Annotated in this window: 23 protein-coding genes and 1 pseudogene; 6 read left to right on the forward strand and 18 right to left on the reverse strand. The window is 64.1% G+C overall.

Features of this window, described 5'->3' with window-relative positions; genetic code table 11:
* Positions 1-226: 226 nt before the first annotated feature.
* From WCE05_RS06355 to WCE05_RS06365, 3 genes are all read right to left on the reverse strand, one after another.
* The gene (locus tag WCE05_RS06355; RefSeq protein WP_225786870.1) at positions 227-1,291 is read right to left on the reverse strand and encodes a hypothetical protein; all 1,065 of its coding nucleotides are present in this window, start codon (positions 1,289-1,291) and stop codon (positions 227-229) included.
* A gap of 62 nt (positions 1,292-1,353) precedes the next feature.
* Positions 1,354-1,731, reverse strand: coding sequence for a RidA family protein (locus tag WCE05_RS06360; RefSeq protein ID WP_225786871.1), 378 nt, complete (start codon positions 1,729-1,731; stop codon positions 1,354-1,356).
* Positions 1,732-1,743: 12 nt separating this feature from the next.
* Positions 1,744-2,880 carry an NAD(P)/FAD-dependent oxidoreductase gene (locus WCE05_RS06365; protein WP_368815611.1) on the reverse strand — a complete coding sequence of 379 codons (1,137 nt, stop codon included), beginning with the start codon at positions 2,878-2,880 and terminating at the stop codon, positions 1,744-1,746.
* A gap of 113 nt (positions 2,881-2,993) precedes the next feature.
* Between WCE05_RS06365 and WCE05_RS06370 the strand changes: the two genes are divergently transcribed.
* The gene (locus WCE05_RS06370) at positions 2,994-3,617 is read left to right on the forward strand and encodes a helix-turn-helix domain-containing protein (protein ID WP_225786873.1); all 624 of its coding nucleotides are present in this window, start codon (positions 2,994-2,996) and stop codon (positions 3,615-3,617) included.
* Between the two features lie 123 nt (positions 3,618-3,740).
* Positions 3,741-4,526: a sulfite exporter TauE/SafE family protein gene (locus tag WCE05_RS06375; RefSeq protein ID WP_225786874.1), complete on the forward strand. Its 786-nt coding sequence runs from the start codon at positions 3,741-3,743 to the stop codon at positions 4,524-4,526.
* Positions 4,527-4,540: 14 nt separating this feature from the next.
* On the opposite strand, the gene WCE05_RS06380 is transcribed toward WCE05_RS06375, so the two are convergent.
* The 6 genes from WCE05_RS06380 to WCE05_RS06405 all read right to left on the reverse strand — a co-directional run bounded on the left by WCE05_RS06380 (position 4,541) and on the right by WCE05_RS06405 (position 10,227).
* Positions 4,541-4,981 (reverse strand): hypothetical protein, encoded by a 441-nt coding sequence (locus WCE05_RS06380; RefSeq protein WP_225786875.1) that lies wholly within the window; start codon positions 4,979-4,981, stop codon positions 4,541-4,543.
* A gap of 116 nt (positions 4,982-5,097) precedes the next feature.
* Positions 5,098-5,637: a histidine phosphatase family protein gene (locus WCE05_RS06385; RefSeq protein WP_368815612.1), complete on the reverse strand. Its 540-nt coding sequence runs from the start codon at positions 5,635-5,637 to the stop codon at positions 5,098-5,100.
* A 55-nt stretch (positions 5,638-5,692) separates the two neighbouring features.
* Complete coding sequence (locus WCE05_RS06390) at positions 5,693-6,034, reverse strand: DUF3325 domain-containing protein (RefSeq protein ID WP_225786877.1); 342 nt, start codon at positions 6,032-6,034, stop codon at positions 5,693-5,695.
* Positions 6,031-7,557, reverse strand: coding sequence for a PepSY domain-containing protein (locus WCE05_RS06395; RefSeq protein ID WP_253100313.1), 1,527 nt, complete (start codon positions 7,555-7,557; stop codon positions 6,031-6,033). Before WCE05_RS06395 ends, WCE05_RS06390 begins: the two co-directional genes overlap by 4 nt.
* The gene (locus WCE05_RS06400; protein ID WP_368815613.1) at positions 7,554-7,841 is read right to left on the reverse strand and encodes an iron transporter; all 288 of its coding nucleotides are present in this window, start codon (positions 7,839-7,841) and stop codon (positions 7,554-7,556) included. The genes WCE05_RS06395 and WCE05_RS06400 overlap by 4 nt, the downstream gene beginning before the upstream one ends.
* A 145-nt stretch (positions 7,842-7,986) precedes the next feature.
* Positions 7,987-10,227 (reverse strand): TonB-dependent siderophore receptor, encoded by a 2,241-nt coding sequence (locus WCE05_RS06405; protein ID WP_225786880.1) that lies wholly within the window; start codon positions 10,225-10,227, stop codon positions 7,987-7,989.
* A 257-nt stretch (positions 10,228-10,484) separates the two neighbouring features.
* Between WCE05_RS06405 and WCE05_RS06410 the strand changes: the two are divergent.
* Positions 10,485-10,595 (forward strand): annotated as a pseudogene (locus WCE05_RS06410) (helix-turn-helix domain-containing protein); the annotation flags it as partial.
* 77 nt (positions 10,596-10,672) lie between these two features.
* On the opposite strand, the gene WCE05_RS06415 reads toward WCE05_RS06410, so the two are convergent.
* The 7 genes from WCE05_RS06415 to WCE05_RS06445 form a co-directional block, all read right to left on the reverse strand.
* Positions 10,673-10,894 carry a formate dehydrogenase subunit delta gene (locus WCE05_RS06415; RefSeq protein WP_225786881.1) on the reverse strand — a complete coding sequence of 74 codons (222 nt, stop codon included), beginning with the start codon at positions 10,892-10,894 and terminating at the stop codon, positions 10,673-10,675.
* The gene (gene fdhF, locus WCE05_RS06420) at positions 10,891-13,776 is read right to left on the reverse strand and encodes a formate dehydrogenase subunit alpha (RefSeq protein WP_253081126.1); all 2,886 of its coding nucleotides are present in this window, start codon (positions 13,774-13,776) and stop codon (positions 10,891-10,893) included. Before fdhF ends, WCE05_RS06415 begins: the two co-directional genes overlap by 4 nt.
* On the reverse strand, positions 13,773-15,332 hold the full coding sequence (locus WCE05_RS06425; protein ID WP_253081127.1) for an NADH-quinone oxidoreductase subunit NuoF: 1,560 nt from the start codon (positions 15,330-15,332) through the stop codon (positions 13,773-13,775). The genes fdhF and WCE05_RS06425 overlap by 4 nt, the downstream gene beginning before the upstream one ends.
* A complete protein-coding gene (locus WCE05_RS06430) occupies positions 15,326-15,808 on the reverse strand; it encodes a formate dehydrogenase subunit gamma (RefSeq protein ID WP_368815614.1) in 483 nt (160 codons plus the stop codon). The genes WCE05_RS06425 and WCE05_RS06430 overlap by 7 nt, the downstream gene beginning before the upstream one ends.
* A gap of 259 nt (positions 15,809-16,067) precedes the next feature.
* Positions 16,068-16,883: a matrixin family metalloprotease gene (locus WCE05_RS06435; RefSeq protein WP_225786885.1), complete on the reverse strand. Its 816-nt coding sequence runs from the start codon at positions 16,881-16,883 to the stop codon at positions 16,068-16,070.
* Positions 16,884-16,990: 107 nt separating this feature from the next.
* Entirely contained in the window at positions 16,991-17,623 is a 633-nt protein-coding gene (locus tag WCE05_RS06440) for a hypothetical protein (RefSeq protein ID WP_225786886.1), read from the reverse strand.
* 11 nt (positions 17,624-17,634) lie between these two features.
* Complete coding sequence (locus tag WCE05_RS06445; protein ID WP_225786887.1) at positions 17,635-17,952, reverse strand: hypothetical protein; 318 nt, start codon at positions 17,950-17,952, stop codon at positions 17,635-17,637.
* Positions 17,953-18,487: 535 nt separating this feature from the next.
* Here WCE05_RS06445 and WCE05_RS06450 point away from each other — a divergent pair.
* Positions 18,488-19,777, forward strand: a complete 1,290-nt coding sequence (locus WCE05_RS06450) for a hypothetical protein (protein WP_368815615.1) — start codon at positions 18,488-18,490, stop codon at positions 19,775-19,777.
* A 210-nt stretch (positions 19,778-19,987) separates the two neighbouring features.
* Here the strand turns inward: WCE05_RS06450 and WCE05_RS06455 are convergent, their stop codons facing one another.
* On the reverse strand, positions 19,988-20,176 hold the full coding sequence (locus tag WCE05_RS06455) for a hypothetical protein (protein WP_368815652.1): 189 nt from the start codon (positions 20,174-20,176) through the stop codon (positions 19,988-19,990).
* Between the two features lie 258 nt (positions 20,177-20,434).
* Between WCE05_RS06455 and WCE05_RS06460 the strand changes: the two genes are divergently transcribed.
* Complete coding sequence (locus WCE05_RS06460) at positions 20,435-20,776, forward strand: hypothetical protein (protein ID WP_368815616.1); 342 nt, start codon at positions 20,435-20,437, stop codon at positions 20,774-20,776.
* Between the two features lie 32 nt (positions 20,777-20,808).
* Entirely contained in the window at positions 20,809-21,168 is a 360-nt protein-coding gene (locus tag WCE05_RS06465; RefSeq protein ID WP_368815617.1) for a multiprotein-bridging factor 1 family protein, read from the forward strand.
* Between the two features lie 223 nt (positions 21,169-21,391).
* On the opposite strand, the gene WCE05_RS06470 is transcribed toward WCE05_RS06465, so the two are convergent.
* Positions 21,392-21,988 carry a hypothetical protein gene (locus tag WCE05_RS06470; RefSeq protein ID WP_368815618.1) on the reverse strand — a complete coding sequence of 199 codons (597 nt, stop codon included), beginning with the start codon at positions 21,986-21,988 and terminating at the stop codon, positions 21,392-21,394.
* Positions 21,989-22,110: the final 122 nt, after the last annotated feature.

Here is a 22,110-nt window from a genome sequence, read left to right on the forward strand (position 1 = left end):
GCCTGAACCTGGACATCACCCAGATCAACACCCTCAACCAGCAAGGGGTGGAGAACCTCAACGAGACCCTGCGTCACTGCGATGCCCTGAGCCAGCAGGCCGGGCGGTTGAAGCAGTTGGTGGGGAGCTTCAGGATCTGAGGGGAAGGCCGCAGTGGGGCGCAAAGCGCCCCCGATTGGAGACTCACATCATTTTATGATCGCCCAGAGGATCCCTTGCCCCACCTTCAGGCCACCGCCACCTTCCTGCCCTTGCCCCGCCGCAACCACCCCAGCAACACCGCTGCCATCAGCACGAAGCCCAGGTAGCCGAAGAACGGATACACCTCCCCGACCAGGCTGATGAACCCCACCAGGCTGCAAGCGAACGCCACCACCCCGGTCACCACCGAGCCCCAGCGAAACTGCGTCGTCCCCGCCGGCAGCAACCGTGACAGGAAGGAAAACAACGTCCCCACCGCCGTGTTGACGATCATCCCGAAGATGATCAGGCACATCACCAGCCCCAGCAGCGGCGAAACCTCGCTGGCGATCGACAGCATCGGCATGGGCAGCTCGGCGACGCTGTCCAGGCGCGACAGCAACCCCGCACTCATCACCAGCATCAGCCCGCCCAACGCCGCGCCACCGAGCAAGCCGCCCCATATCGCCGTCCTCTCGCCCTTGGCCGAACCACCGAGGATGGCCAGGATCGGCGCACCCGCGACGATGTTGTAGGACACATAGAGGAACGCCCCCAGCAGCCAGTGACGGGCGCCCGCCTGCTGCTGGCTGGCCAGCCGGTCGAGCTCGGCGAAGCTCTGCCCACGGGAAAACATCGCGTACAGGGCGATCGCCGAGGCGATCAGGATCAGCAACGGCGTGATGGCGCCGATGGCGACGATCACCTTCTGTACATCCAGGCACACGATGCCCACCACCAGCAGGGTCACCAGCACGCTGCCAGCCAGAGCCGGCACGCCGAACTGCTGCTCCAGCAAGGCGCCACCACCCGCCAGCATGACCACGGTGACGGCGAACATGAAGAAGGTGATGAGCCAGTCGACGAACCAGCCCAGGTGACGGCCGCAGATGGCCTGGATGACGTCCTTGTGCGAGGTGGCTTGCTGGCGATTGCCCAACCCCGCCAGGGCCATGCCCAGGAAGGTGAACAACGCGGCGCTGACCAGCGCACCGACCAACCCCCAGACACCAAAGTCGACGAAGAACAGCAACAGTTCCCGCCCGGACGCGAAGCCCGCCCCCACGATCACGCCGATGAAGGCACCGGCGATCTTCAGCTGCTCTTGCATGTGAACCTCTGGCTCTATTGTTGTTGTGTTTCAGGGAAGGCCACGACGGCCCGGCATTCGATTCACGCCTGCCCGACGAACGCCTGCACTTCGATCTCCACGTCGACGCCGAGCGCCAGCGCCGACGCCACGGTGGAGCGCACCGGCAGGGCCTCGCCGAAGAACGTCGTGTAGACCTCGTTGAAACCCGCGAAATGAGCCATGTCCGACAACCACACGGTGACCTTGACCACCTGGTCGAAACGCGCCCCGCACGCCGCCAGGCTCTCGCCGATACGCTCGCAGGCCGCACGGGTCTGGGCCTGGATGTCGCCACGCACCACTTCGCCCGTCGCGCTCATCGGCACCTGGCCGGACAGGAACAGAAAGCCACCGGCCTTCACCGCACGGGAGAACGGAAACGGCAGGCTGCTGGGAAAACGCTGGATATCATCGCTCATGGAAAGCTCCTTTCAGGGTTGTGGGAAACGGGCCGGCGACAGCTGCTCTGGCGACACGCCCTGGGCCAGCAAGCTCGGACAGAGGGGCTGGCCGAGCAGCAGGTCGGCGGCCAGGCGGGAGGCACCGGCGGCGGACTGGATGCCGTAGCCGCCCTGCGCCGCCAGCCAGAAGAACGCCGGCATACGCGGGTCGAAGCCGATCACCAGGTCGCCGTCGGCGACGAACGAGCGCAGCCCGGCCCAACTGTGGCTGGGACGGCGGATCTGCAGGGTGGTCATGGCCTCGATGTTGTAGATGCCCAGGGCCACGTCCAGCTCTTCTGGCGCGGCGTCCTGGGGCTCGACCGGGTCAGCGTTGGCCGGCGAGCCGAGCAACTGGCCGGCGTCCGGCTTGAAGTAGAAGCTTTCGTCCACGCCGATCACCGCCGGCCAGCGACTGAAGTCGTGCGCCGATGGGCCCGGGAAGGTGAAGGCGCTCCGCCGACAGGGCTGCAGGCCAACCTTGACCACCCCGCACTGCCCGGCCACCTGGTCGGCCCAGGCTCCGGCGGCGTTGACCAGTTGGCGAGCCTGCAACTGGCTGCCATCGGCCAGTTCCACTTGCCACAGCTCATCGAGGTAGCGGGCCTGGACCAGCTCGGCGTTGCAGCGCAGCTCGCCACCGGCCGCGCGGTAGCCACGCAGGAAGCCCTGGTGCAGGCCATGCACGTCCAGGTCCATGGCCCCCGGCTCGAGCAGCGCACCGCCGAGGACCTCGCCACGCAGGCTGGGTACCAGGGCCAGGGCGGCCTCGCGGTCGAGCAGGCTGACCTCGGTGCCGTTGGCCAGGTTCTGCGCGTAGGTGGTTTCGAGAAGCTCGCGTTGCTCGGTGGTAGCGACGTACAGGCAGCCACGGGGCTCGAGCAGGGGATGCTCGCAAAAGCCCTCCGGCGGCTGCTCGTAGAAGGCACGGCTGGCGCGGGTGAGGGCCTGGATCTGCGGCGTACCGTAGGCCTCCATGAACATGGCGGCCGAGCGCCCGGTGGAGTGGTAGCCCGGCTGCATCTCGCGCTCGAGCAGCAGCACCCGGCGCTGGCCGGCTAGGCGGTAGCCCAGGGAAGCACCGGCGATGCCGGCGCCGATGATCAGGGTGTCGTAGATCTGTGCCATGCACGCTCCTGTCGCGCTAATTATCATTTATGAGAATTCTAATATATGAGAATTTCGGATCGCGCAAGGGTCCAAGGTAAGATGCCCGACCAAAGCCGTACATGAGAGCCCCGATGCCCGACGACCGTACCCGCCCGCCAAACCGCCCCGGTGCCCTCCCCCTGCTCGACCGCGCCGAGGTTGGCGCGCGCCTGCGCCAGGTGCGCAAGGCGCGGCAGATGACCCTCAAGCAGTTGTCCGCGCTCAGTGGCGTGCCGGTCTCGACCCTGTCGAAGATGGAGCTGGCGCAGGTCTCGGTCAGCTACGAGAAGCTGGCCGCAGCGGCGCGTGCCCTGAACCTGGACATCGCCCAGTTGTTCCGCGCCAGCGGCCCGGCCAGCGCGCCAGCCCCGGCGACCGTGGTGGTCGATTCGCTGCCCGCGGCAGCCGGTTACTCCACCGGCACCTACGACTACCACCCGATTGCAGGGGCCTTCCCCGAACGGCGCATGACCCCCGCCTACGCCCGCATCATCGCCCGGGAGCGCGGCCAGTTCGATGACTTCATCCGCCATCCCGGCCAGGAGTTCGCCCTCGTCCTGAGCGGGCGGGTACGCATCCTGTTCGAAACGGGCGAGGCGGTGAGCATCGGGCCCCAGGAGACGGCTTACTTCGACAGCCAGGTGGGGCATATCTACCTGTCTGAGAGCGAGGATGGCGGCGATGCCCATGTCATGGTGGTGATGACCGACCGCTGATCTTGGAGGCCCGCAGTCGATATCTGGTTATAACCTAATAACGAACAAGTCTATTTCGCTATAAAAAAACCTTTATGCTGGCAGCCATCCGATCACGGGCACAGCGGGACAGTCGAGTAGCGTATGGATGTAGGTTCTTTCGGTTTCACCATTGCGGGGCTGGTCGTGGGTTTCATCGTCGGCATGACCGGCGTCGGTGGCGGTTCGCTGATGACGCCGATCCTGCTCTGGTTCGGGGTCAACCCGGCCACCGCCGTGGGTACCGACCTGCTCTACGCCGCCATCACCAAGGCCAGTGGCGTCTGGGTGCATGGGCGCAACAAGAACATCGACTGGAAGATCACCGGCCTGCTGAGCCTGGGCAGCGTGCCGGCGGCAGCGCTGACGCTGTGGTTCCTCAGCACCCTGCACACCGATACCTCGGCGCTCAATGCGGTGATCAAGCAGGGCCTGGCCGTGGTGCTGATCCTCACCGCGCTGGCGATCCTGTTCAAGTCGCGCCTGCAGGCCTTCGCCAATCGCCACGCCGGCGACCACTACCACCTCAGCGACCGCACCCTGAACATCCTCACCGTGCTCACCGGGGTGGTGCTGGGCGTCATGGTCACCCTGACCTCCATCGGTGCCGGCGCTCTGGGCACGGTGGCGCTGTTCCTGCTCTACCCGTTCCTGGTCACCCGCCGCCTGGTGGGCACCGAGATCGCCCACGCCGTGCCCCTGACCCTGGTGGCCGGCCTCGGCCACGCCGGGATGGGCAACATGGACTGGGCGTTGCTCGGCTACCTGCTGCTCGGTTCGCTGCCCGGCATCTACCTGGGCAGCCACCTCACCGGGCGTATCTCCGACCACCTGCTGCGGCCTTGCCTGGCCGGGATGCTGTTGATGATCGGCTACAAGCTGGCGTTCTAACGCGCCCGCTGCCCTTACCTGGCCGCCTGTTGCAGGTAGTCGGTCAGGAAGTACTGGGCATTGCCCTGCTCGGAGAGAGAAGGGTCGTAGCGCAGGGATGTCTCTTGCGCCTCGCCCGGCAGGTAGAGGTTGGCCCAGTCGCCACGAACGATCAGGGCAACGTACTTCTTGCCGTCGACCTCGGTGGAGTAACGCGTATCCCGCTCGGACTTCTCGACGTTCATCTTCTGGATGCGCATCTGCCAGTCATGGTCGATGCCATCGACCTGTACCAGCGCCTGGTTCGCCGAGCGCTCACCGATGCGCAGGGTCCAGACCTTGATCCCCTGCTCGCCGCTGTAGGCGACCACCTTGTCGGCCACCGGTGGGCGCTCGGGCTCGGCGGCCAGCAACGGCGTGGTGATGAAAAGGCCCAGTGCCAGGGCCAGCCAGTTCCGTCTTGTCGTGAGCATCATGCTGCTTTCCTGTATTGCCTGTGAAAGAGCCTCCAGCCGGAGACGCAAAGATGATTGCAAAGGGCCGCACAAGTTCAAACGTGGCGGCGGGTTTTTTCTGCACGTTGTGACGCGCGTCAGGCCAGGCGCAACCGCCAACGCCCCACGCGGCTGAGTGGCAGGCGCGACAGCGGCAATACATCGATGCGCTGGAAAGCCTCCAGCGGGCAGCCGAGCACATGGACCATCGCCGCACGGATGACGAAGGGGTGGGTCACTGCCAGCCAGTCGCCCGGTGGGTCGAACCCCTCCAGCCAGGCGCCGACCCGTTGGCACAAGGCGGCGATCGATTCGCCGCCGTGGGGCGCACTGTGCGGGTCGTCCAGCCATTGGGCCAGGGCCTGCGGCTGCTCGGCCTGCAGGTGCTTGAGCGCCTGGCCTTGCCAGCGCCCCAGGTCGCAATCGGCCAGGGCTGGCTCGATACCCACGCACGTTCCCAGGCAGGCCGCCGTCTCCAGTGCCCGACGCTCCGGTGCGCTCAGCAGCTGGGTACCTGGCGCAGCCGGCGAAGGCCGCTCCGAGCCTGGCGACAGGGCATCGTCGATACCGTGTAAATACCCGGTCTTGAGGGCATGGGTCGGAGCGTGGCAGATCAAGGCAAGGTGGACAGCTTTCACGGGGGCTCTTCGTGGGCGATGTTCAGGCATCCGGTTTAGCATGCCAGCGATTTTTTTACCGCAACGAAACACAGGAGAATACCAGCCCCCACACCGGCACCAGCATCACCAGCCCCACCGCCACCCGCGGCCAGTACGGCAGCACCATCACCAGCACCATCCCCGCCAGCGACATCGCCCCGAACCAGGCCACCGGTCCCATGGCCCAGCCCCAGGCCCCGGCGCACAGCAACAGGCTGCCCAGCAGCGACGACCAGCCCAACCCGCGCAGGGCCAGGCGCAGCCCACGCGGGCATGGCCTGTGCCAAACCTGCTTGTAGTGCCGCTCCAACCCCTGGCACAGCCCCAGCATGCCGGCATAGGCGAACAGCAATCCCCCCATGACCATCGTCATCATCCTGCCACCTCCATCCGCCGAGCGGGCGTCCGGGCCGTCACCGGCACCGAACGGGCCACCCGCCAGGCCGCCAGGGCCAGACCCACGCCCAGCACCAACCCGGTAACCTCCACACCCAGGCGCAGGCTGTCTGCCGTGCCGGTAACCATGCCCAGCGCCCCCAGGCCACCACTCAGCAGCGCCACGAGCCCCAATTGCTCGACCCAGGCGCGCTTGGCCGGCCGCGACCCAGCATGCAACAAGGCCAGCAACCAGGCCCCGAAGAACACCCGCACCTCCCACGCTTCACGCCCGGCCAGCTCCGCAGGCAGCAGGCGGCTGGCCCACAGCAGCGCGACACAGGCCAGCAGCAAGCCGGCGATGAAACCGACGTTGCACACCTCGGCCAGGCGATACCAGCGTCGCGCCGATGCCTCGGCCGTGACCGTGGCGTACTTGCGCCCGCGTTTGACGCAGAACAGCACCAAACCACTGGCGATCATCGCGCAACTGACCAGGCCACAGACGAAGTACAGCCAACGCATGGGGTAGCCACCGAACTGGGCGAAGTGCAGGCCGACCATCACCCGTTGGGTCAATGGCGCCGGGCGCAGCTCGGGCACATCGCTGAGCAGCTTGCCGCTGACGCCGTCGAAGACCATCGCCTGGCCCTTGGTCAAGGCGATACGGTTGCCCAGCTGCGGCCGGATCTCGATGCGTGCCCCAGCCGTATTGGGGTTGCGGATATTCAGGCCACCGATCGGCCCCAGCCGTGCCTCGGCCTGGGCCAGCAGCGGCGCGATGTCGACCAGTTCGCCCGGCACCTTGGCCAGGCGCCGTGGCTGTTCCAGGCGGGTATTGCCCTGGGCCTGGAAGTACGCCCGGGTATCACCGTCGAACAGGGCATCCACGCCTGCGGGAATGTAGATCAGCATGAAGATCACCAACCCCGTGTAGGTGATCATCAGGTGGAACGGCAGCAACAGCACGGCACTGGCATTGTGGAAATCCAGCCAGGAGCGCTGCCCCTTGTCCGGGCGGAAGGTGAAGAACTCCTTGAAGATCTTCTTGTGGATCACGATACCGGTCACCAGCGCCGCCAGCATCACCAGGGCCAGCGCTCCGACCACGAAGATGCCCCAGTTGCGCGGCAGGTCGAGGGTGAAATGGAAGCGGAAGAAGAAATTACCGCCAACGCTGTCGCGCACCGCCAACGGCTCGCCGGTCTGCGGATCGAGTTGCACGCCACCGCCATGGCGGCGTTCGCCGGTGGACACGCGCAGCCCTGGGGCGCGTTCGCTGGGCAGGCTGATGCCCCAGTTGTTGGCATCCGCTTCGTGGGCTTGCAGGTAGGCGATGGCACGCCGCGCGGCATCGGCCTGGGAGACGTCGGTGGCCGGGATCTCCGGCTGCATCCAGTGGTTGAGCTCCTTGTCGAACACCGCCAGGGTGCCGGTGACGAAGATGGCGAACAGCAGCCAGCCGAAGATCAGCCCGGCCCAGGTATGCAGCCAGGCCATCGATTGGGTGAAGGTGTTCTTCATGGCAACCACCCCATCGCCTGCGGCCAGAAGCCCAGCAGCGCCAGCGGTACGGAAATGGCCAAGGGCATCCAGGCATGCAGGGCGTCACGGCTGGCGAACGCCCAGAGGATCGCGGCGGTGTAGAAAACGAACGTCGGCAGCGTGGCGACGATCACCGCGTCGCCAGGTGCCAGTGGCAGCACGCGGGCCAGGCAGGCGGTAGCGGCGTAGCTGAAGGCGTAGCCGCCAAGCAGTGCGGCGGCGCTGCGGGAGAGGATGGCCAGCCAGGTGGGGAGAGTGCTCATCGGTTGCTCCTTGAGGGGCATTCGGGGCCGCTTCGCGTCGGCTCGGCACACCGACAAGCCCGCGCCCACAGATTCGGCGCCGATCTCAAGATCGGCGCGGTCCATGTGGGCGCGGGCTTGTCGGGGCGCGAAGCGGTTCCAACGATCAGAACGAGATGTTCAACGAAGCGAACACCGCACGCCCCGGCTGGTTGTAGGTATTGGCGCCCGAGCTGCTGGCATTGCCGCCACGGTAGATCTGCTTGTCGAAGACGTTGTTCACCCCTACCCGCACGTCATAGTTGGCGTTGAACCTGTACCCGGCGCTGACATCCACCAGGCCATAGGCCTCCACGTCCTGCTGGGCCTCTTGGTCATAGTCCTGCTGGGTGCGGTAGTTGTAGGTCGGCGACTTCTGCTTGCCAAAGTAGGTGCCCGCCAGCTGGAACGACAGCTTGTCGGTGGCACGCCAGTCGAGGGTGGTGTTGACCGTGTACTCGGGGATCACCGACAGCGGCTCGCCAGTCTCGCGGTTGTCGTTGTCGAGCATCCAGGTCAGGTTGGTGTTCCAGTCCAGGGTCGGGCTCAGCTCGATGAAGAAGTTGCCCTCGATGCCTTCCACCCGTGCCTTGCCGGCGTTCTCCCACTGGGTCACGCGGCGGCCGCTGTTGATGGTGTAGACCACGTCGGTACCGCCGATGATCTTGTTCTTGTAGTCATTGCGGAAGTAGGTCGCGCTGGTACGCCAGGTGCCACGGTCATACAGCAGGCCGATTTCCTTGTTGACGCTGATTTCCGGATCGAGGTCGGCATTACCCTGCAAGTAACAGCCCCCGGAGTTGGTCTGTTGCACGCTGCAGCCGTTGCCACGGCTGTAGAGTAGGTAGTTGGGGTTGTACTGGTACAGGTTCGGCGTCTTGTAGGCCCGGGCGATGCCGCCCTTGACGGTCAGATCGTCGGTGAGCTTGTGCGACAGGTTCAGGCTCGGGCTGAGGTTGTCGCCGAATTCCTCGTGATGATCCAGGCGCAAGCCAGGGGTGACGGTGGTGTCGCCGATGACGATGTTGTCCTCGACGAACAGCGCATAGCTCTTGGCCGACATCTTCGAGTCGCTGCGATCGAAACCGGCGATCACGTCGCTGCCGGAGCCGCTCGGGTCGAAGCTCTGCGGGCGGAACGACCCCTGGTCGTTGAGGGTTTCATAGAGGTACTCGCCACCCAGGGTCAGCACGTGCTCGGTGCTGCCCATCGCGAACGGCAGGCTCGCTTCGCTGGTCAGGCGGGTGTTGCGCAGCCGCGACATCGCCGCGCCAGAATCGTTGATCGACCCTTCCGGCCCCCCTGCCAGGCCTTCGTTGAGGCGCCAGTTGCGCACGTACTCGTAGGCCAGCACGGTCTTGCTGGTACCCCAGGTGAAGTCGCCCAGGTGGGTCAGGTCGTAGGTGTTGCGCTGCATGACGTTGGTCTCGTGGCCATACAGGCTGGAGATCAGGTCGATGTTGCCACCGCCGTTGCTGTTCATGGTGTCGCCGGCGTAGATATTGCCCTGGCGGCTATAGCCGGCGCTGAGCTCGAGGCGATGCTCGTCGTTGAGCCTCCAGCTCAGCAGGCCATTGATGTCCTTGTTGCGCACGCCCTCGCGCCCGGCCACCAGGGCACTGTTGGCGTGCTTGGCGTTGATGTCCAGGTCGTCGGCGTCGGTCTTGGCCAGGCCACCGTAGAGGCGAAAGCCCAGGTCGTCGGTCAGCCCGCCGCTGACGTTGAAGTTGGCGCGCTGGCTGGCGCCTTCGGCACTGTCTTCGGGCAACTGGGTGTACAGGTTGAGGTTGCCCTTGAGCTCGTCGGTCGGGCGCTTGGTGATGATGTTCACCACCCCGCCCATGGCACCGGAACCATAACGCGCCGCGGCTGGGCCACGGAGGATCTCGATGCGCTCGACCGCCTCGGCCGGCACCCAGTTGGTCTCGCCGCGGGTGTCGCGGTCGCCGTTCCAACCGTAGCGCACGGCATTGCGGGCGTTGGACGGCTTGCCGTCGATGAGGATCAGGGTGTTCTCCGGGCCCATGCCGCGCAGGTCGATCTGGCGGTTGTTGCCACGCGCGCCGCTGGCGCTGTTGCCGGTCAGGTTGACCCCTGGTTCGCGACGGATGATGTCGGACAGGTCGTTGGCCGGGGGGCGGCGCTTGATGTCCTCTTCGGTGATGATCGACGAGCCCAGTGCCTGGCGTGCCTCACGCTCGGCCGTGACCAGGGTGTTCTGGATCACCAGCGCGTTGCTGTCGACCGGCACCTCCAGCACCTCGCCGGACGGGTTCTCCTCGGCCTGTGCCGCCGTGGCCAGCATGGCCGGCGACGCCAATGCGACGAAGGCCAGGGCCAGGCTGTTGGGGGAGGTTCTGGATTGCATCGACACATCTCCTGCAGTTCATGAGCGAAAAGGCGCGACCGCCTGGAAGACAGCGCACACAGAGCCACTGGCCTCACGAACGTTGCGTGGGGCCCTCAGGGATGGCGAATATAATGATTCTCAAATGGGTTTGTATCTTATTTACGAAATTTACAGATTGCGGGGGGAACTTTCATGCCAGTCGTTTGTGAGCACGCATCGGATTTGGCACTGCCGTGCGCTGGGTTGGCCCCCAGCCCCCACATCGACGATGTGGGCTTCAAGAATGGGAACAGGGGCGACGCACGCCATCCGGCGCCGTTCGCACCCTGCTCCACATGGCGGCCGCACGGCCGGATGTGTTTCGAGAGGTATTGCAGGGAAGGTGACATCCCTGTCCTTGGCGACACCCCGGGTGTCGCCGGGATTCTTGGGCAAACACCTTCGAAGTGCGAGTCCAGAACCGCTACGCCGGCGCCTTCGCTACCTCGATCGCCTCCCGAACCAGCGGGTCCAACCCCTCCCCCGGGTTGGCCTGCAACCACGCCTCCAGTTGCCGACGCATGGCTGGCGTCCAGAAGTTCTGCAGGTGCTGCCTCACCCCCTGCACCGCCAGCGCCCGGTCGGGCTCGCTGGCGAAGTAGTGGGCGATCTGGTTGGCCATCTTGACCAGGTTCTCGCTGCTCATCGGCGCACCTCGGCTTTCTCGGACTTCTCGGCCTGGCGACGCTCCTTGAGCAAGCGCCGTTGTTCATCGCTGAACGCCTGGTAGCGCTTCTGCCACTCCGATGGCTGGAACACCCGCACCACCTCTACGGCCGTGACCTTGTACTCGGGGCAGTTGGTGGCCCAGTCGGAGTTGTCGGTGGTGATCACGTTGGCGCCCGACTCAGGGAAGTGGAAGGTGGTGTACACCACCCCCGGCGCTACCCGACCGCTGACCTTGGCGCGCAACACCGTCTGCCCGGCGCGGCTGCCCACGCCGACCCAGTCTCCGTCCTTGATGCCGCGGCTCTCGGCGTCGGTCGGGTGGATTTCCAGACGGTCCTGGGCGTGCCAGGCGACATTGCCGGTGCGTCGGGTCTGGGCGCCGACGTTGTACTGGCTGAGGATACGCCCGGTGGTCAGCAGCAACGGATAGCGGCTGTTGGCCTTCTCGTCGGTCGGCACGTAGCCGGTCAGCATGAAGCGCCCCTTGCCGCGCACGAACTGGTCGATGTGCATGGTCGGGGTACCCTGCGGCGCGGCATCGTTGCACGGCCATTGCAGGCTGCCGTGGCGGTCGAGCTGCGCGTAGCTGACCCGCTGGAAGGTCGGGGTCAGGCGGGCGATCTCGTCCATGATCTCGGAGGGATGGCGGTAGTCCATGCGGTAGCCCAGGGCATTGGACAGGGCCACGGTGGCTTCCCAGTCGGCCTTGCCGGCCAGCGGCTCCATGACCTTGCGCACCCGCGAGATGCGCCGCTCGGCGTTGGTGAAGGTGCCGTCCTTCTCCAGGAACGAACTGCCCGGCAGGAACACATGGGCGAACTTGGCCGTCTCGTTGAGGAAGATGTCCTGCACCACCACGCACTCCATGGCCATCAGGGCCGCGGTGACGTGCTGGGTGTTGGGGTCGCTCTGGGCGATATCCTCGCCCTGGCAGTAGAGGGCCTTGAAGCTGCCATCCAGGGCCGCCTCGAACATGTTGGGGATGCGCAGGCCCGGGTCAGGCTGCAAGGTGACGCCCCAGGCCTGCTCGAACTCGCTGCGCACCCCCTCGTTGGAGATGTGCCGGTAGCCTGGCAGCTCATGGGGGAACGAGCCCATGTCGCAAGAGCCCTGGACATTGTTCTGCCCACGCAGGGGGTTCACCCCTACCCCTTCGCGACCGATGTTGCCGGTGGCCATGGCCAGGTTGGCGATGCCCATCACCGCGGTGCTGCCCTGGCTGTGCTCGGTGACGCCCAGGCCGTAGTAGATCGCCGCGTTGCCGCCGGTGGCATACAGCCGGGCAGCGGCGCGGATCTGCTCGGCGGGCACGCCGCACACCGGCCCCAGCACCTCGGGGGCGTTTTCCGCGAGGCTGACGAAATCGCGCCAGCGGGCAAAATCCTCCGCCTCGCAGCGGGCGTCGACGAAGGCCTGGTCGAGCAGTCCCTCGGTGACGATCACATGGGCCAGGGCATTGAGCATGGCCACGTTGGTGCCAGGGCGCAGTTGCAGGTGCAGTTCGGCGCGGGCATGGGGCGAGTCCACCAGGTCGATGCGCCGTGGGTCGATGACGATCAGCCGCGCGCCCTCGCGCAGGCGGCGCTTGAGTTGCGAGCCGAACACCGGGTGGGCGTCGGTGGGGTTGGCGCCGATCACCAGGATGACGTCGGCCTGCATCACCGAGTCGAAGCTCTGGGTGCCGGCCGACTCGCCCAGGGTCTGCTTGAGGCCGTAGCCGGTCGGCGAATGGCAGACCCGCGCACAGGTGTCGACGTTGTTGTTGCCGAAAGCGGCGCGCACCAGCTTCTGCACCAGGTAGGCCTCCTCGTTGGTGCAACGGCTGGAGGTGATGCCGCCGATGGAGTCGCGCCCATGCTTGAGCTGGATACGGCGAAACTCGCTGGCGGCGTAGGTGAGCGCCTCGTCCCAGCTGACTTCCTGCCACGGATCGTCGATGTGCTTGCGGATCATCGGCTTGGTGATGCGGTCCGGATGGGTGGCATAGCCCCAGGCGAAACGGCCCTTGACACAGGCGTGGCCGTGGTTGGCGCCACCGCTCTTGTCCGGGACCATGCGTACCAGCTGGTCGCCCTTCATCTCGGCGCGGAACGAACAGCCCACGCCGCAATAGGCGCAGGTGGTGATGACGGCACGCTCGGGCTGGCCGAGCTGGACCAGGCTTTTCTCGCTCAGGGTGGCGGTCGGGCAGGCTTGCACGCAGGCGCCGCAGGAGACGCATTCGGAGGTGAGGAAGTTGTCCCCGCCGGCGGCGGCCACCCGCGACTCGAAACCGCGCCCGGTGATGGTCAGGGCGAAGGTGCCCTGGATGTCTTCGCAGGCACGCACGCAGCGGCTGCAGACGATGCACTTGCTCGGCTCGTAGTCGAAGTACGGGTTGGAGACGTCCTTCTGCTCGGCCAGGTGGTTGGCACCGTCGTAGCCGTAGCGCACCTCGCGCAGGCCGACCTGGCCGGCCACGGTCTGCAGCTCGCAGTTGCCGTTGGCCGAGCAGGTCAGGCAGTCCAGCGGGTGGTCGGAGATGTACAGCTCCATGACGTTGCGCCGCAGGTCGGCCAGGCGCGACGTCTGGGTACGCACCACCATGCCTTCGCTGACCGGTGTGGTGCACGAGGCTGGATAGCCGCGCATGCCCTCGATCTCCACCATGCACAGGCGGCAGGAGCCAAAGGCCTCCAGACTGTCGGTGGCGCACAACTTGGGAATGCTGGTGCCGAGCAGTGCCGCGGCACGCATCACCGAGGTGCCGGCAGGCACGCTGATGGAGCGGCCATCGATGACCAGGCTGACCTGCACGTCGCTGTCGCGGGCCGGCGTGCCCAGGTCGATGTCGTTGGCGGGGTCGAAGAAATTGATCACTGCGCGGCCTCCGTGGTGGTCAGACCGAAGTCGGCGGGGAAATACTTGAGGGCACTGGCCACGGGATAGGCGGTCATGCCGCCCATGGCGCAGAGCGAGCCGTACTGCATGGTGTCGCACAGGTCGCGCAGCAGCAGGGCCTGGTCGTGGCGTTCGCCGAGGTCGCTGCTGGCGATCAGCCGGTCCACCACCTCCATGCCACGGGTCGAGCCGATCCGGCACGGCGTGCACTTGCCGCAGGATTCTTCGGCACAGAACTGCAGGGCGAAGCGCGCCATGCTGGCCATGTTCAGGGTATCGTCGGCCACCACCACGCCACCGTGGCCCAGCATCGCGCCCATGGCAGCGAAGGCCTCGTAGTCCAGCGGGGTGTCGAAATGGCTGGGGGGCACCCAGGCGCCCAAGGGGCCGCCAACCTGCGCCGCCTTCAACGGCCGACCGCTGGCGGTGCCGCCGCCATAGTCCTCGACCAGCTCGCGCAGGCTCAGGCCGAAGGCACGCTCCACCAGGCCACCCCGGCGAATGTTGCCGGCCAGCTGGAACGGCATGGTGCCCAGCGAGCGGCCCATGCCGAAGTCGCGATAGAACGCCGCGCCCCTGGCCAGGATCACCGGCACCGAGGCCAGGGTGAGCACGTTGTGCACCAGGGTCGGTCGGCCGAACAGCCCCTCCAGGGCCGGGAGCGGTGGCTTGGCGCGGACGATGCCGCGCTTGCCTTCGAGGGATTCGAGCAGCGCGGTTTCCTCGCCACAGATGTAGGCGCCGGCACCGACCCGCACCTCCAGGTCGAAGGCCCGGCCACTGCCGGCGACGTCCTCGCCCAGGTAGCCTGCCTCACGGGCGATGGCGCAGGCCGCGTCCAGCACACGAATCGCGTCCGGGTACTCCGAGCGCACGTAGATGTAGCCCTTGTCGGCCCCCACGGCGAGGCCGGCGATGGCCATGCCCTCGATCAGCAGGAAGGGGTCGCCCTCCATCAGCATGCGGTCGGCGAAGGTGCCCGAGTCACCCTCGTCGGCGTTGCACACCACGTACTTCTGCCCTGCCCCAGCCTCGCGCACGGTACGCCACTTGATGCCGGCGGGGAATGCCGCGCCGCCACGGCCACGCAGGCCGGAGTCGAGCACGGCGGCAACCACGTCCGCCCCCTCGAGCGCCACGGCACGGGCCAGCCCTTCGAACCCGTCATGGGCACGGTAGTCCTCCAGCGACAACGGCCGGGTGATACCGGCACGGGCGAACAGCAGACGCTGCTGGGACTTGAGGTAGGGGATGTCCTCCACCGGCCCCAGGGCCAGGGAATGGCCACCTGCTTCGCCCATCAGGGCATCCAGCAGGCTGGGCACGTCTTCAGGCGTGACCGGCCCGAAGCCCATGCGCCCAGTGGCGCCCTCGAGCTCCAGCAAAGGTTCCAGCCAGTACAGCCCTCGGGAACTGGTGCGCTGGATATCCAACGCCACTTGCCGGCGCCCGGCCTCGTCGGCCAGCGCCTCGGCGACCTGGTCGGCGCCCACGGCGCGGGCCACCGAGTCACAGGGGATGAAGAGCTTCAGCATTCTTCGTCCTCCAGGCAGCCGTTGACCAGGGCACGCAGGCGCTCGGGGGTGAGGCGGGCATGCAGCCGGCCGTCTAGTTCCAGGGCTGGCGAGCAGGCGCAGGCGCCCAGGCAGTACACCGGTCGCAGGCTGATGGCGCCATCGGCGCTGGAGCCGTGGTCATCCAGCGCCAACTGCTCGCGCAACTGTGCAGCCAGGGCCTCGGCGCCCCGGCTCTGGCAGGATTCGGCCCGGCACAGGCGCAGGGTGTGGCGCGCCGGCGGTGTGGTACGGAAATCGTGGTAGAAACTGATCACCCCGCGCACCTCGGCCTGGCTGAGGTTGAGGGCATGGGCGATCTCGGGGACGGCGGCATCCGGCACGAAGCCTGCGCCGTCCTGGATGGCGTGGAGGATTGGCAACAGGGCGCCGGGCATGGCCTTGTGGCGTTCCAGTGCGTCCTGGATCAATGGCAGGTGAAGCGTCTCATCAGGCATACAGCGGACCTCGGCATCACGGACAAGGCTGCCGCGGCGGGCAGGCGTCCGGCGTGTTCTGCTGTGGCGCACCGGTCACGTCACGGTCACGTGGTATACGGGCGCCCTCCTTGCCCATGGCCGTGCGTCTGCGCGCACTGGTTCCCCTGGGCATCCTGCAAGCATGGCACTCCTGGCGCCGGCAGGTTGCACCCAAACGACCAGGCGCATCCTGAAACCGACCAGGGGTCCGCCCAGGATGCCGTGGCGGCCGCCGTACTCACTTCAACGGCAGGGCCTGGAACTGTTCCCGCAGGGTATGGAACGGCGCCACCAGGCGGATGGGGGTGCCGTTGATGTGGGTGAGCGCCCCGCTATGGGCGGCCGAGTACAGGGCTTTCAGGTCGTTCCTGTCGTCCTCGGTCAGTTGGCTGTCAGGGCCGTAGTTCATGATCGAGACCGGTTTCTGCGAGCCGAATGGAATGCTGGGGAAATCCGCCTCCTGCTGGGGCGCGAACCAGTGCCGGAGGCCGAACACATGGCCCAGCTCGTGGGCGATGGTCTCGACCTGCTCGGCCTCGTCCTGCTTGAACAGCGTCGGGTAGATCACCAGGTCGTGCCGCCCGGGGTCGGGAAAGAAGGCACTCGCCAACACGCAGGCTCCTGCCCCGTCGCAGCGTTCGACCTGCTGGACGACGATCTGGAAATCCCAGGCGTCGTCATCCCTGGCGAAGGCGATCGGCACGGCGTCGCCCCAAGCCCGTAGGGCCTGGCAGAAAAGCTGCTCGATCCTGGCCTTGGCGGCGTCGGGCGCAGCGAAGCGCGCCAGCGATTGCTCCTGGAAGCGCCACCTGAGGATGGTGTCTTCGCGCCAGAGCGGAATGAAGCCCTGGGTGGCGTCCAGCTGCAGTTCGGCAACGTTGCGCACATGGCCGCGGGATTCGGTGGCACAGATGATGTTCTGCTTATGTCCATACACGTGCACTTTCGGATCCAGGCCTTCCTCTGGCCCGCCGCTCGGCTTGAGGCGGAACGGGTCGACGGACGCCTGTGCCGGGTGGTTGTCGGTTTTCTTCCTGGGGGTTCGAGCCGCCATTGCGTTCTCCTTGCATGGGGGATGATTGCACGAAAAGCTAGCTGACCCTGGGCCGCCTGCAAGCCCAGGGCTGTCAGTCGCCCCAGGCCCGCGCACGCCTCGATCGCCTACACGGCCAGCCGCGCCAAGCGTTGCAGGGCGAGGATCACCCCCGGATCGCGCGCCTCGAGGACATCCGCCTGGATCCGCGCGATCACCGACTTGAGCAGCTCGGTCTGGGTCATCCGGGTTTGCTGCTGCAGCGCCAGGAAATCCTCGGCCACGTGGGGGTTGACCTTCATCGACAGGCGCCGGGTCGCCCCCGAAGGCGGCAGGCCGCGCTGACGCCGTTGCTCGTCCAGCGAGCGGGCGAACGCCTCGTGGGCCGGCAGCAGTTGCTCGCCCTGGCTGGCCTGCACCAGCAACTGGAAGTAATGGCCGAGGAACAGCTTGCGCAGGTTGGCCCCGGCTTCGCAGCTGACCGCGTGCATGGCCGCGTCGAGGGCATCGAGGTAGACCGCCGGCAACCGCGCCTCGATGGACTTGAGTTGTTGCTTGCGCGCCTCGCGGATGGCCGGCGTGGACTGCGGCGGAATGGCGACTACCGTATCGCAGTGCGTGCACACGCCGACCAGGATGTCCCGCGCCTGGCCCTGGCCATCGCTGAATGGCACGTCGCGACGCACGTAGCGGGTCTGCACCACGGCCTGGCAATGCTCGCAGAGCGCCTTGCCGCTATCGCCTTCGAAAAGGATCTTCATGATCTGGGGTCTCACCGATGTACGCTGATGAACCAGGCTCCTGGCTCGATGAAATAGAACTTGATGTACCAGCCGTGCCGCCTGAGCACATGGACATCGATTTGCGCGACGGCGTGATGGGGGCTGCAGGCGTGGTGCATGCCGCTGCACGCGCGAACGATGCCGATCACCTCCTGAGCCGAAACCGCCCCTGTCGCCAGCAGGTTCTTCACCTCGATGTCGCCACGCGACACATGCAGGTAGTCACCCCTCTCAAGGGCCGCGATCAGGTCGCGCCTGGCCTTCCTGAAGCCATTCTCCATAGTCTTCCCTGTCGATACGAAAATCATCGTACAAATTCATGAGGACGTCCACCCATGTGCTGAACCTGAGCGACCGACGGTTGCCCAACCCTTCGGGAGGTAAACCGCGAACACTCTTGGTAGACTATGGCCCTGTTGTCTGCGCAGCGGCGCCCAGCAATGTAGCCGCCGCTTTCGCAATCTTTCCCGATGTGTCCACCCCGACATGCGTGCGCCGCAGACATTCCCGACCGCTTTCGTTACCCGCCGTGAACCATGCCAGCAGAAACCGTGATCCCAACCACCACCACGCGCCCTGAGCCATCCCGCCGCTTTTCCGTGGCACCGATGATGGATTGGGCACACTCTCTCTGAGAGTCTTATCCTGCAAGGCCTTCAAGACAACAACTCCTACCGCGTACCATTTTTGTACCATCAGCCTGCCGCCCCTCCCAAGAAGCTTCCACTAGCCGGCCTCATTCCCCAAATTAAGCCTCGCCCCATTGTCAAGCCAGACGCATACGGCGACTATTACAGCCACCACCTAACGCCTCCACTCAACCTACAGCACTAGGAAGGTACAGTGACTACGTATACCATCGATGAAGTGTTTGGCATCACTAGACACCTCCCTCTCAACTACGTCGAGCGCGAGGCTGTAGACAAAAAACTGCAGAAAGAGTTACGCGCCAAGCACCACATAGTAATTTATGGAAGCTCCAAGCAGGGAAAGACATCTGTCAGAAAGCATTGTCTTCCCGATGAAAGTTACATCCTAGTTCAGTGCTCGAATAAAAGCGACATGGCAGACTTGCATGCAAACATATTAAAGCGAGCTGGCTTCGAGATCACTCAATCGTCAAAAAAGAGCTCATCTGGCAAGAACAAGATTATTGCTAGCGTCAAGACGGGAGTCAAAGGTACGCTTCTTGGTTTTGGCGGATCTGCCGAAGCGAGCGGCGGAGCCGAAGGTGAGACAGGGACTACGGAAGAAATCACAACATCACCTCTCGAACTAGATATTGATGATGTAAACGATGTAATTGCAGCACTCAAATCGATTGCTTTCGACAAACTAATCGTTCTTGAAGACTTCCATTACCTTCCTTATGAAACACAAAAGGACTTTTCAATAGAACTCAAGGCTTTCCATGAGTTCTCAGCAATCACGTTTATCGTTGTTGGAGTCTGGCTCGAAGATAACCGATTAATAGTGTACAACGGTGACCTAACCGGCCGAGTCATCTCAGTAAACGCGGACCACTGGAGCAACAGTGAACTTCACAGCGTCATAACCCAAGGTGGAGACCTGCTAGGTGTTAACTTCGAGGAAACCTTCGCAAACCAACTAATAGGATTGGCGCGAGAAAGTGTCTACGTCGTTCAAGAGGGCTGCCGTATAGCCTGCCTAGCAGCGAATATCACCGAGACCCAACAACGCCCAGTCACCATCGGCGCAGGTCTGGATGTAGATGAAATAGTTAAAAGTATCGTAGACCAGCAGTCCGCACGCTACGACAGCTTCTTAACCAATTTCGCCGACGGCTTCCAAGATACCGACCTTCAAATGTATAGATGGCTCCTCTATACAATTTTATCTACTCCCATAGAAGAGATCGAAAGCGGCCTGCGCTATAGAGATATTAGAGGAATTCTATCTGAGAAACATCCTCGCAAATCCGATCTTAACGCTGGCAACATCATCCAAGCATTGCAATCAAGCGCATCCTTACAAGTCAAGAAGAATATCATGCCCATCATTATTGACTACGACCAATCTAGCAAGAATCTCCATGTAGTAGACAAAGGCTTCCTCATCTGGCTACAGCACCAAGATTCAAGTGAACTTCTGAACGATATTGGCGTTCCGTAACACACTCCCGATGATGCAACAGTAGCATTAAAATTCGAGTGCAGGCCGCCAGACATGCGGCCTACGCTATTCCCGCGTCTAATACTTTTTCTCAAGTTTCGTCCGTTTTCGCCCAGTAATGGCAAGGGCCATCAGCGCCGTTTTAGACAGCCTCGCCCGACACTCTGACAACCTTCAATCCCTCCCCCGAAAGCAATATCTAGCCGCAATCTAGTGGCGAACCAAGTCCTGATGCCCTAGCGCGTACAACTGATAGTCCGTCACGGCCTGATATAGCGACTCTGCCAGCAACCGTAGGCGCTCGACTTCCTCCGACGCCACGCCAGAGTCCTCGGCTTCGTGATACCGACGCAACGCATCGATCGCCTGCTGCATTAGCGGCTCGCCGGCGAGAATCATTCCTTCCAAGGTGCGCTTCACGGGTGACTGCTCCGTCCAGACGGTCTGGGCAGTATAGGCAGCGGCATGCGCTCACCGCGGCCTTAGCTGCTTCTCATGCCCGATCAGCTACCGACGCAGCCATCCCCAACACCAATCCGCCCCCTAGCCTCCTACGGAACCTCTCTCCCTGGAAAAGCAGCACATCGTCAGTTGGGGCTAGCCGATTCCATCGCCCTAGATTACTGTATATAAAAACAGTATATCCGCAGGTGCCCCGTGGACATCGCCGACATCGACACAACCGGCTTCGAGCTTGGCATGCCGACACACGTCGAACTGCTCAAGCACCAATGCCACAGGCTCAGCAACGAGAACGACCAGCTCCGGCGAGACTTGGCCAAGGCCAGACGCAACATCCAGAAGCTGGTCGACATCAACCAGAACCTACAAGCCCAGGTCACAGTCGAGTACCGCCGGGCAAACGAGGCGCACGTCGAGTACATCCACCTGATGAACATGGCTCGCTGCAAATACGGCATAGACCTCACTCGCGATGGCTACGACCTTGATCCCATCGAGCAGGTCAAGCGGCGCGAAGCGTCATCGGACCAGGGCTGATTCAGGACACAGCGATATAGGAGTGCACCGCAATGTCTGCAGACATCATTGACTTCCCACGTAGACCGCGTAGCGATATCACCTGGGATGACATCACAAGGTTGCTAGAGAGCTTCCCGCTCGGTTTCCGAAGCGCCCACTGCGAACCAGCACGTTCACTGCTTGGCTGGAGCGTAGAAGCCCTGGCGTTCCGGTCAGGCGTATCTCCCGCCGCAATCAGAAAGATCGAGGCCGGGGCCGAGCTGCGCCGCGTAACGATGCAAGCACTTGCTTATGCCCTAGAAGCCGAGGGCTTGATGTTCTTCCCTGGCTACCCGCCATCTCGAGGAGCGAACTGCCGGGGGGCAACCCCCGATCCGAAAGAGAGAGATGATTATCACCTGATCGAATGACAGACGCGTTCAACCTTACCAACACAGTTGGTCAACCTGGGTCGAAAGCGGGGCGGAGCCCCGCTTCGATGCAAACTATGCATGTGCCTTAGAAGTGGAAGGCCTGGTATTCCTCCCAGGCCACGTCCCTTGTGTGCAGATTATTGGTACCGGGCTCACCAAGGCTTGCCGGGAACAGGAGAATACATACTCTGTTTCGGAGTGACGCCAGCCCACTTCTCTATCAACCCGCCATCACAAACGCCTTAATCGCTGTGCTACATCCAAGATAGAACAAGACGAATGAGCCCATGACCAACAGCGCAGCCACCCACCGGAGCGGCTCGGCGATCTTGTCGCTATATTTCCCTAGCTCCCCTCCGAACGCAGCCTGGCAGATGTAGGCCACGCCAGCGCCTATGCCAGTTAACATTACCCCCCAGATGAAGTGCCCAAGCGAGCCGGCTAAAAGCGCCTTAACCGCCGCACTCGGGAATCTCGACCAGGCTGTACCGAGGAACGCCAAGAACGCGACGGCAGCGCCACCGTTAATGAGCAAAGCACTCTTGATAGCTAGGTGAGAGGCGCCGATTGTGGCGCGCAACATTTCTAGCCGGGTTTCGTGATCGCGCTGATTACTGTTCTGCCAATCCCCCAGGGCTGACCTGAATCTCTCAAACGCCTCCTGCGACCGCTCAACCCCATCCGGGGAGTTCTGGTTATCCCTCTCAATGAGGTCAATCAGCTTCGAAAGGCTCTCTAGCGAAACCTCAGATAGGCCGTTCTGCCGAGCAGCAGCGACTTGCGCACGGAGAATGGCGATCAGATCGGTGGTGACCATTGAATGTCCTCACATGGTAGCCCAGCGCCAGATTCTGTCTCTTTACATAAAACCGGACAAGCGCTGACGGACTGCTCAGTCAGAAGCTACTGTGAACCGCCCCGGGTTTCGTGGAGGCCGTT

It is taken from the genome of Pseudomonas sp. I2 (assembly GCF_040984075.1).
Classification (GTDB): Bacteria; Pseudomonadota; Gammaproteobacteria; order Pseudomonadales; family Pseudomonadaceae; genus Aquipseudomonas; species Aquipseudomonas guariconensis_B.

Excerpts from the sequence above, each read along its gene's own strand:
- WCE05_RS06405 (WP_225786880.1), bottom strand. The coding sequence starts at position 10,227 with ATGCAATCCAGAACCTCCCCCAACAGCCTGGCCCTGGCCTTCGTCGCA.
- WCE05_RS06380 (WP_225786875.1), bottom strand. The coding sequence starts at position 4,981 with ATGATGCTCACGACAAGACGGAACTGGCTGGCCCTGGCACTGGGCCTT.
- WCE05_RS06415 (WP_225786881.1), bottom strand. The coding sequence starts at position 10,894 with ATGAGCAGCGAGAACCTGGTCAAGATGGCCAACCAGATCGCCCACTAC.
- WCE05_RS06365 (WP_368815611.1), bottom strand. The coding sequence starts at position 2,880 with ATGGCACAGATCTACGACACCCTGATCATCGGCGCCGGCATCGCCGGT.
- WCE05_RS06360 (WP_225786871.1), bottom strand. The coding sequence starts at position 1,731 with ATGAGCGATGATATCCAGCGTTTTCCCAGCAGCCTGCCGTTTCCGTTC.
- WCE05_RS06445 (WP_225786887.1), bottom strand. The coding sequence starts at position 17,952 with ATGATTTTCGTATCGACAGGGAAGACTATGGAGAATGGCTTCAGGAAG.
- WCE05_RS06400 (WP_368815613.1), bottom strand. The coding sequence starts at position 7,841 with ATGAGCACTCTCCCCACCTGGCTGGCCATCCTCTCCCGCAGCGCCGCC.
- WCE05_RS06435 (WP_225786885.1), bottom strand. The coding sequence starts at position 16,883 with ATGGCGGCTCGAACCCCCAGGAAGAAAACCGACAACCACCCGGCACAG.
- WCE05_RS06455 (WP_368815652.1), bottom strand. The coding sequence starts at position 20,176 with ATGATTCTCGCCGGCGAGCCGCTAATGCAGCAGGCGATCGATGCGTTG.
- WCE05_RS06425 (WP_253081127.1), bottom strand. The coding sequence starts at position 15,332 with ATGCTGAAGCTCTTCATCCCCTGTGACTCGGTGGCCCGCGCCGTGGGC.
- WCE05_RS06390 (WP_225786877.1), bottom strand. The coding sequence starts at position 6,034 with ATGATGACGATGGTCATGGGGGGATTGCTGTTCGCCTATGCCGGCATG.
- WCE05_RS06355 (WP_225786870.1), bottom strand. The coding sequence starts at position 1,291 with ATGCAAGAGCAGCTGAAGATCGCCGGTGCCTTCATCGGCGTGATCGTG.
- WCE05_RS06370 (WP_225786873.1), top strand. The coding sequence starts at position 2,994 with ATGCCCGACGACCGTACCCGCCCGCCAAACCGCCCCGGTGCCCTCCCC.
- WCE05_RS06440 (WP_225786886.1), bottom strand. The coding sequence starts at position 17,623 with ATGAAGATCCTTTTCGAAGGCGATAGCGGCAAGGCGCTCTGCGAGCAT.
- WCE05_RS06465 (WP_368815617.1), top strand. The coding sequence starts at position 20,809 with ATGTCTGCAGACATCATTGACTTCCCACGTAGACCGCGTAGCGATATC.
- WCE05_RS06470 (WP_368815618.1), bottom strand. The coding sequence starts at position 21,988 with ATGGTCACCACCGATCTGATCGCCATTCTCCGTGCGCAAGTCGCTGCT.
- WCE05_RS06395 (WP_253100313.1), bottom strand. The coding sequence starts at position 7,557 with ATGAAGAACACCTTCACCCAATCGATGGCCTGGCTGCATACCTGGGCC.
- WCE05_RS06375 (WP_225786874.1), top strand. The coding sequence starts at position 3,741 with ATGGATGTAGGTTCTTTCGGTTTCACCATTGCGGGGCTGGTCGTGGGT.
- WCE05_RS06430 (WP_368815614.1), bottom strand. The coding sequence starts at position 15,808 with ATGCCTGATGAGACGCTTCACCTGCCATTGATCCAGGACGCACTGGAA.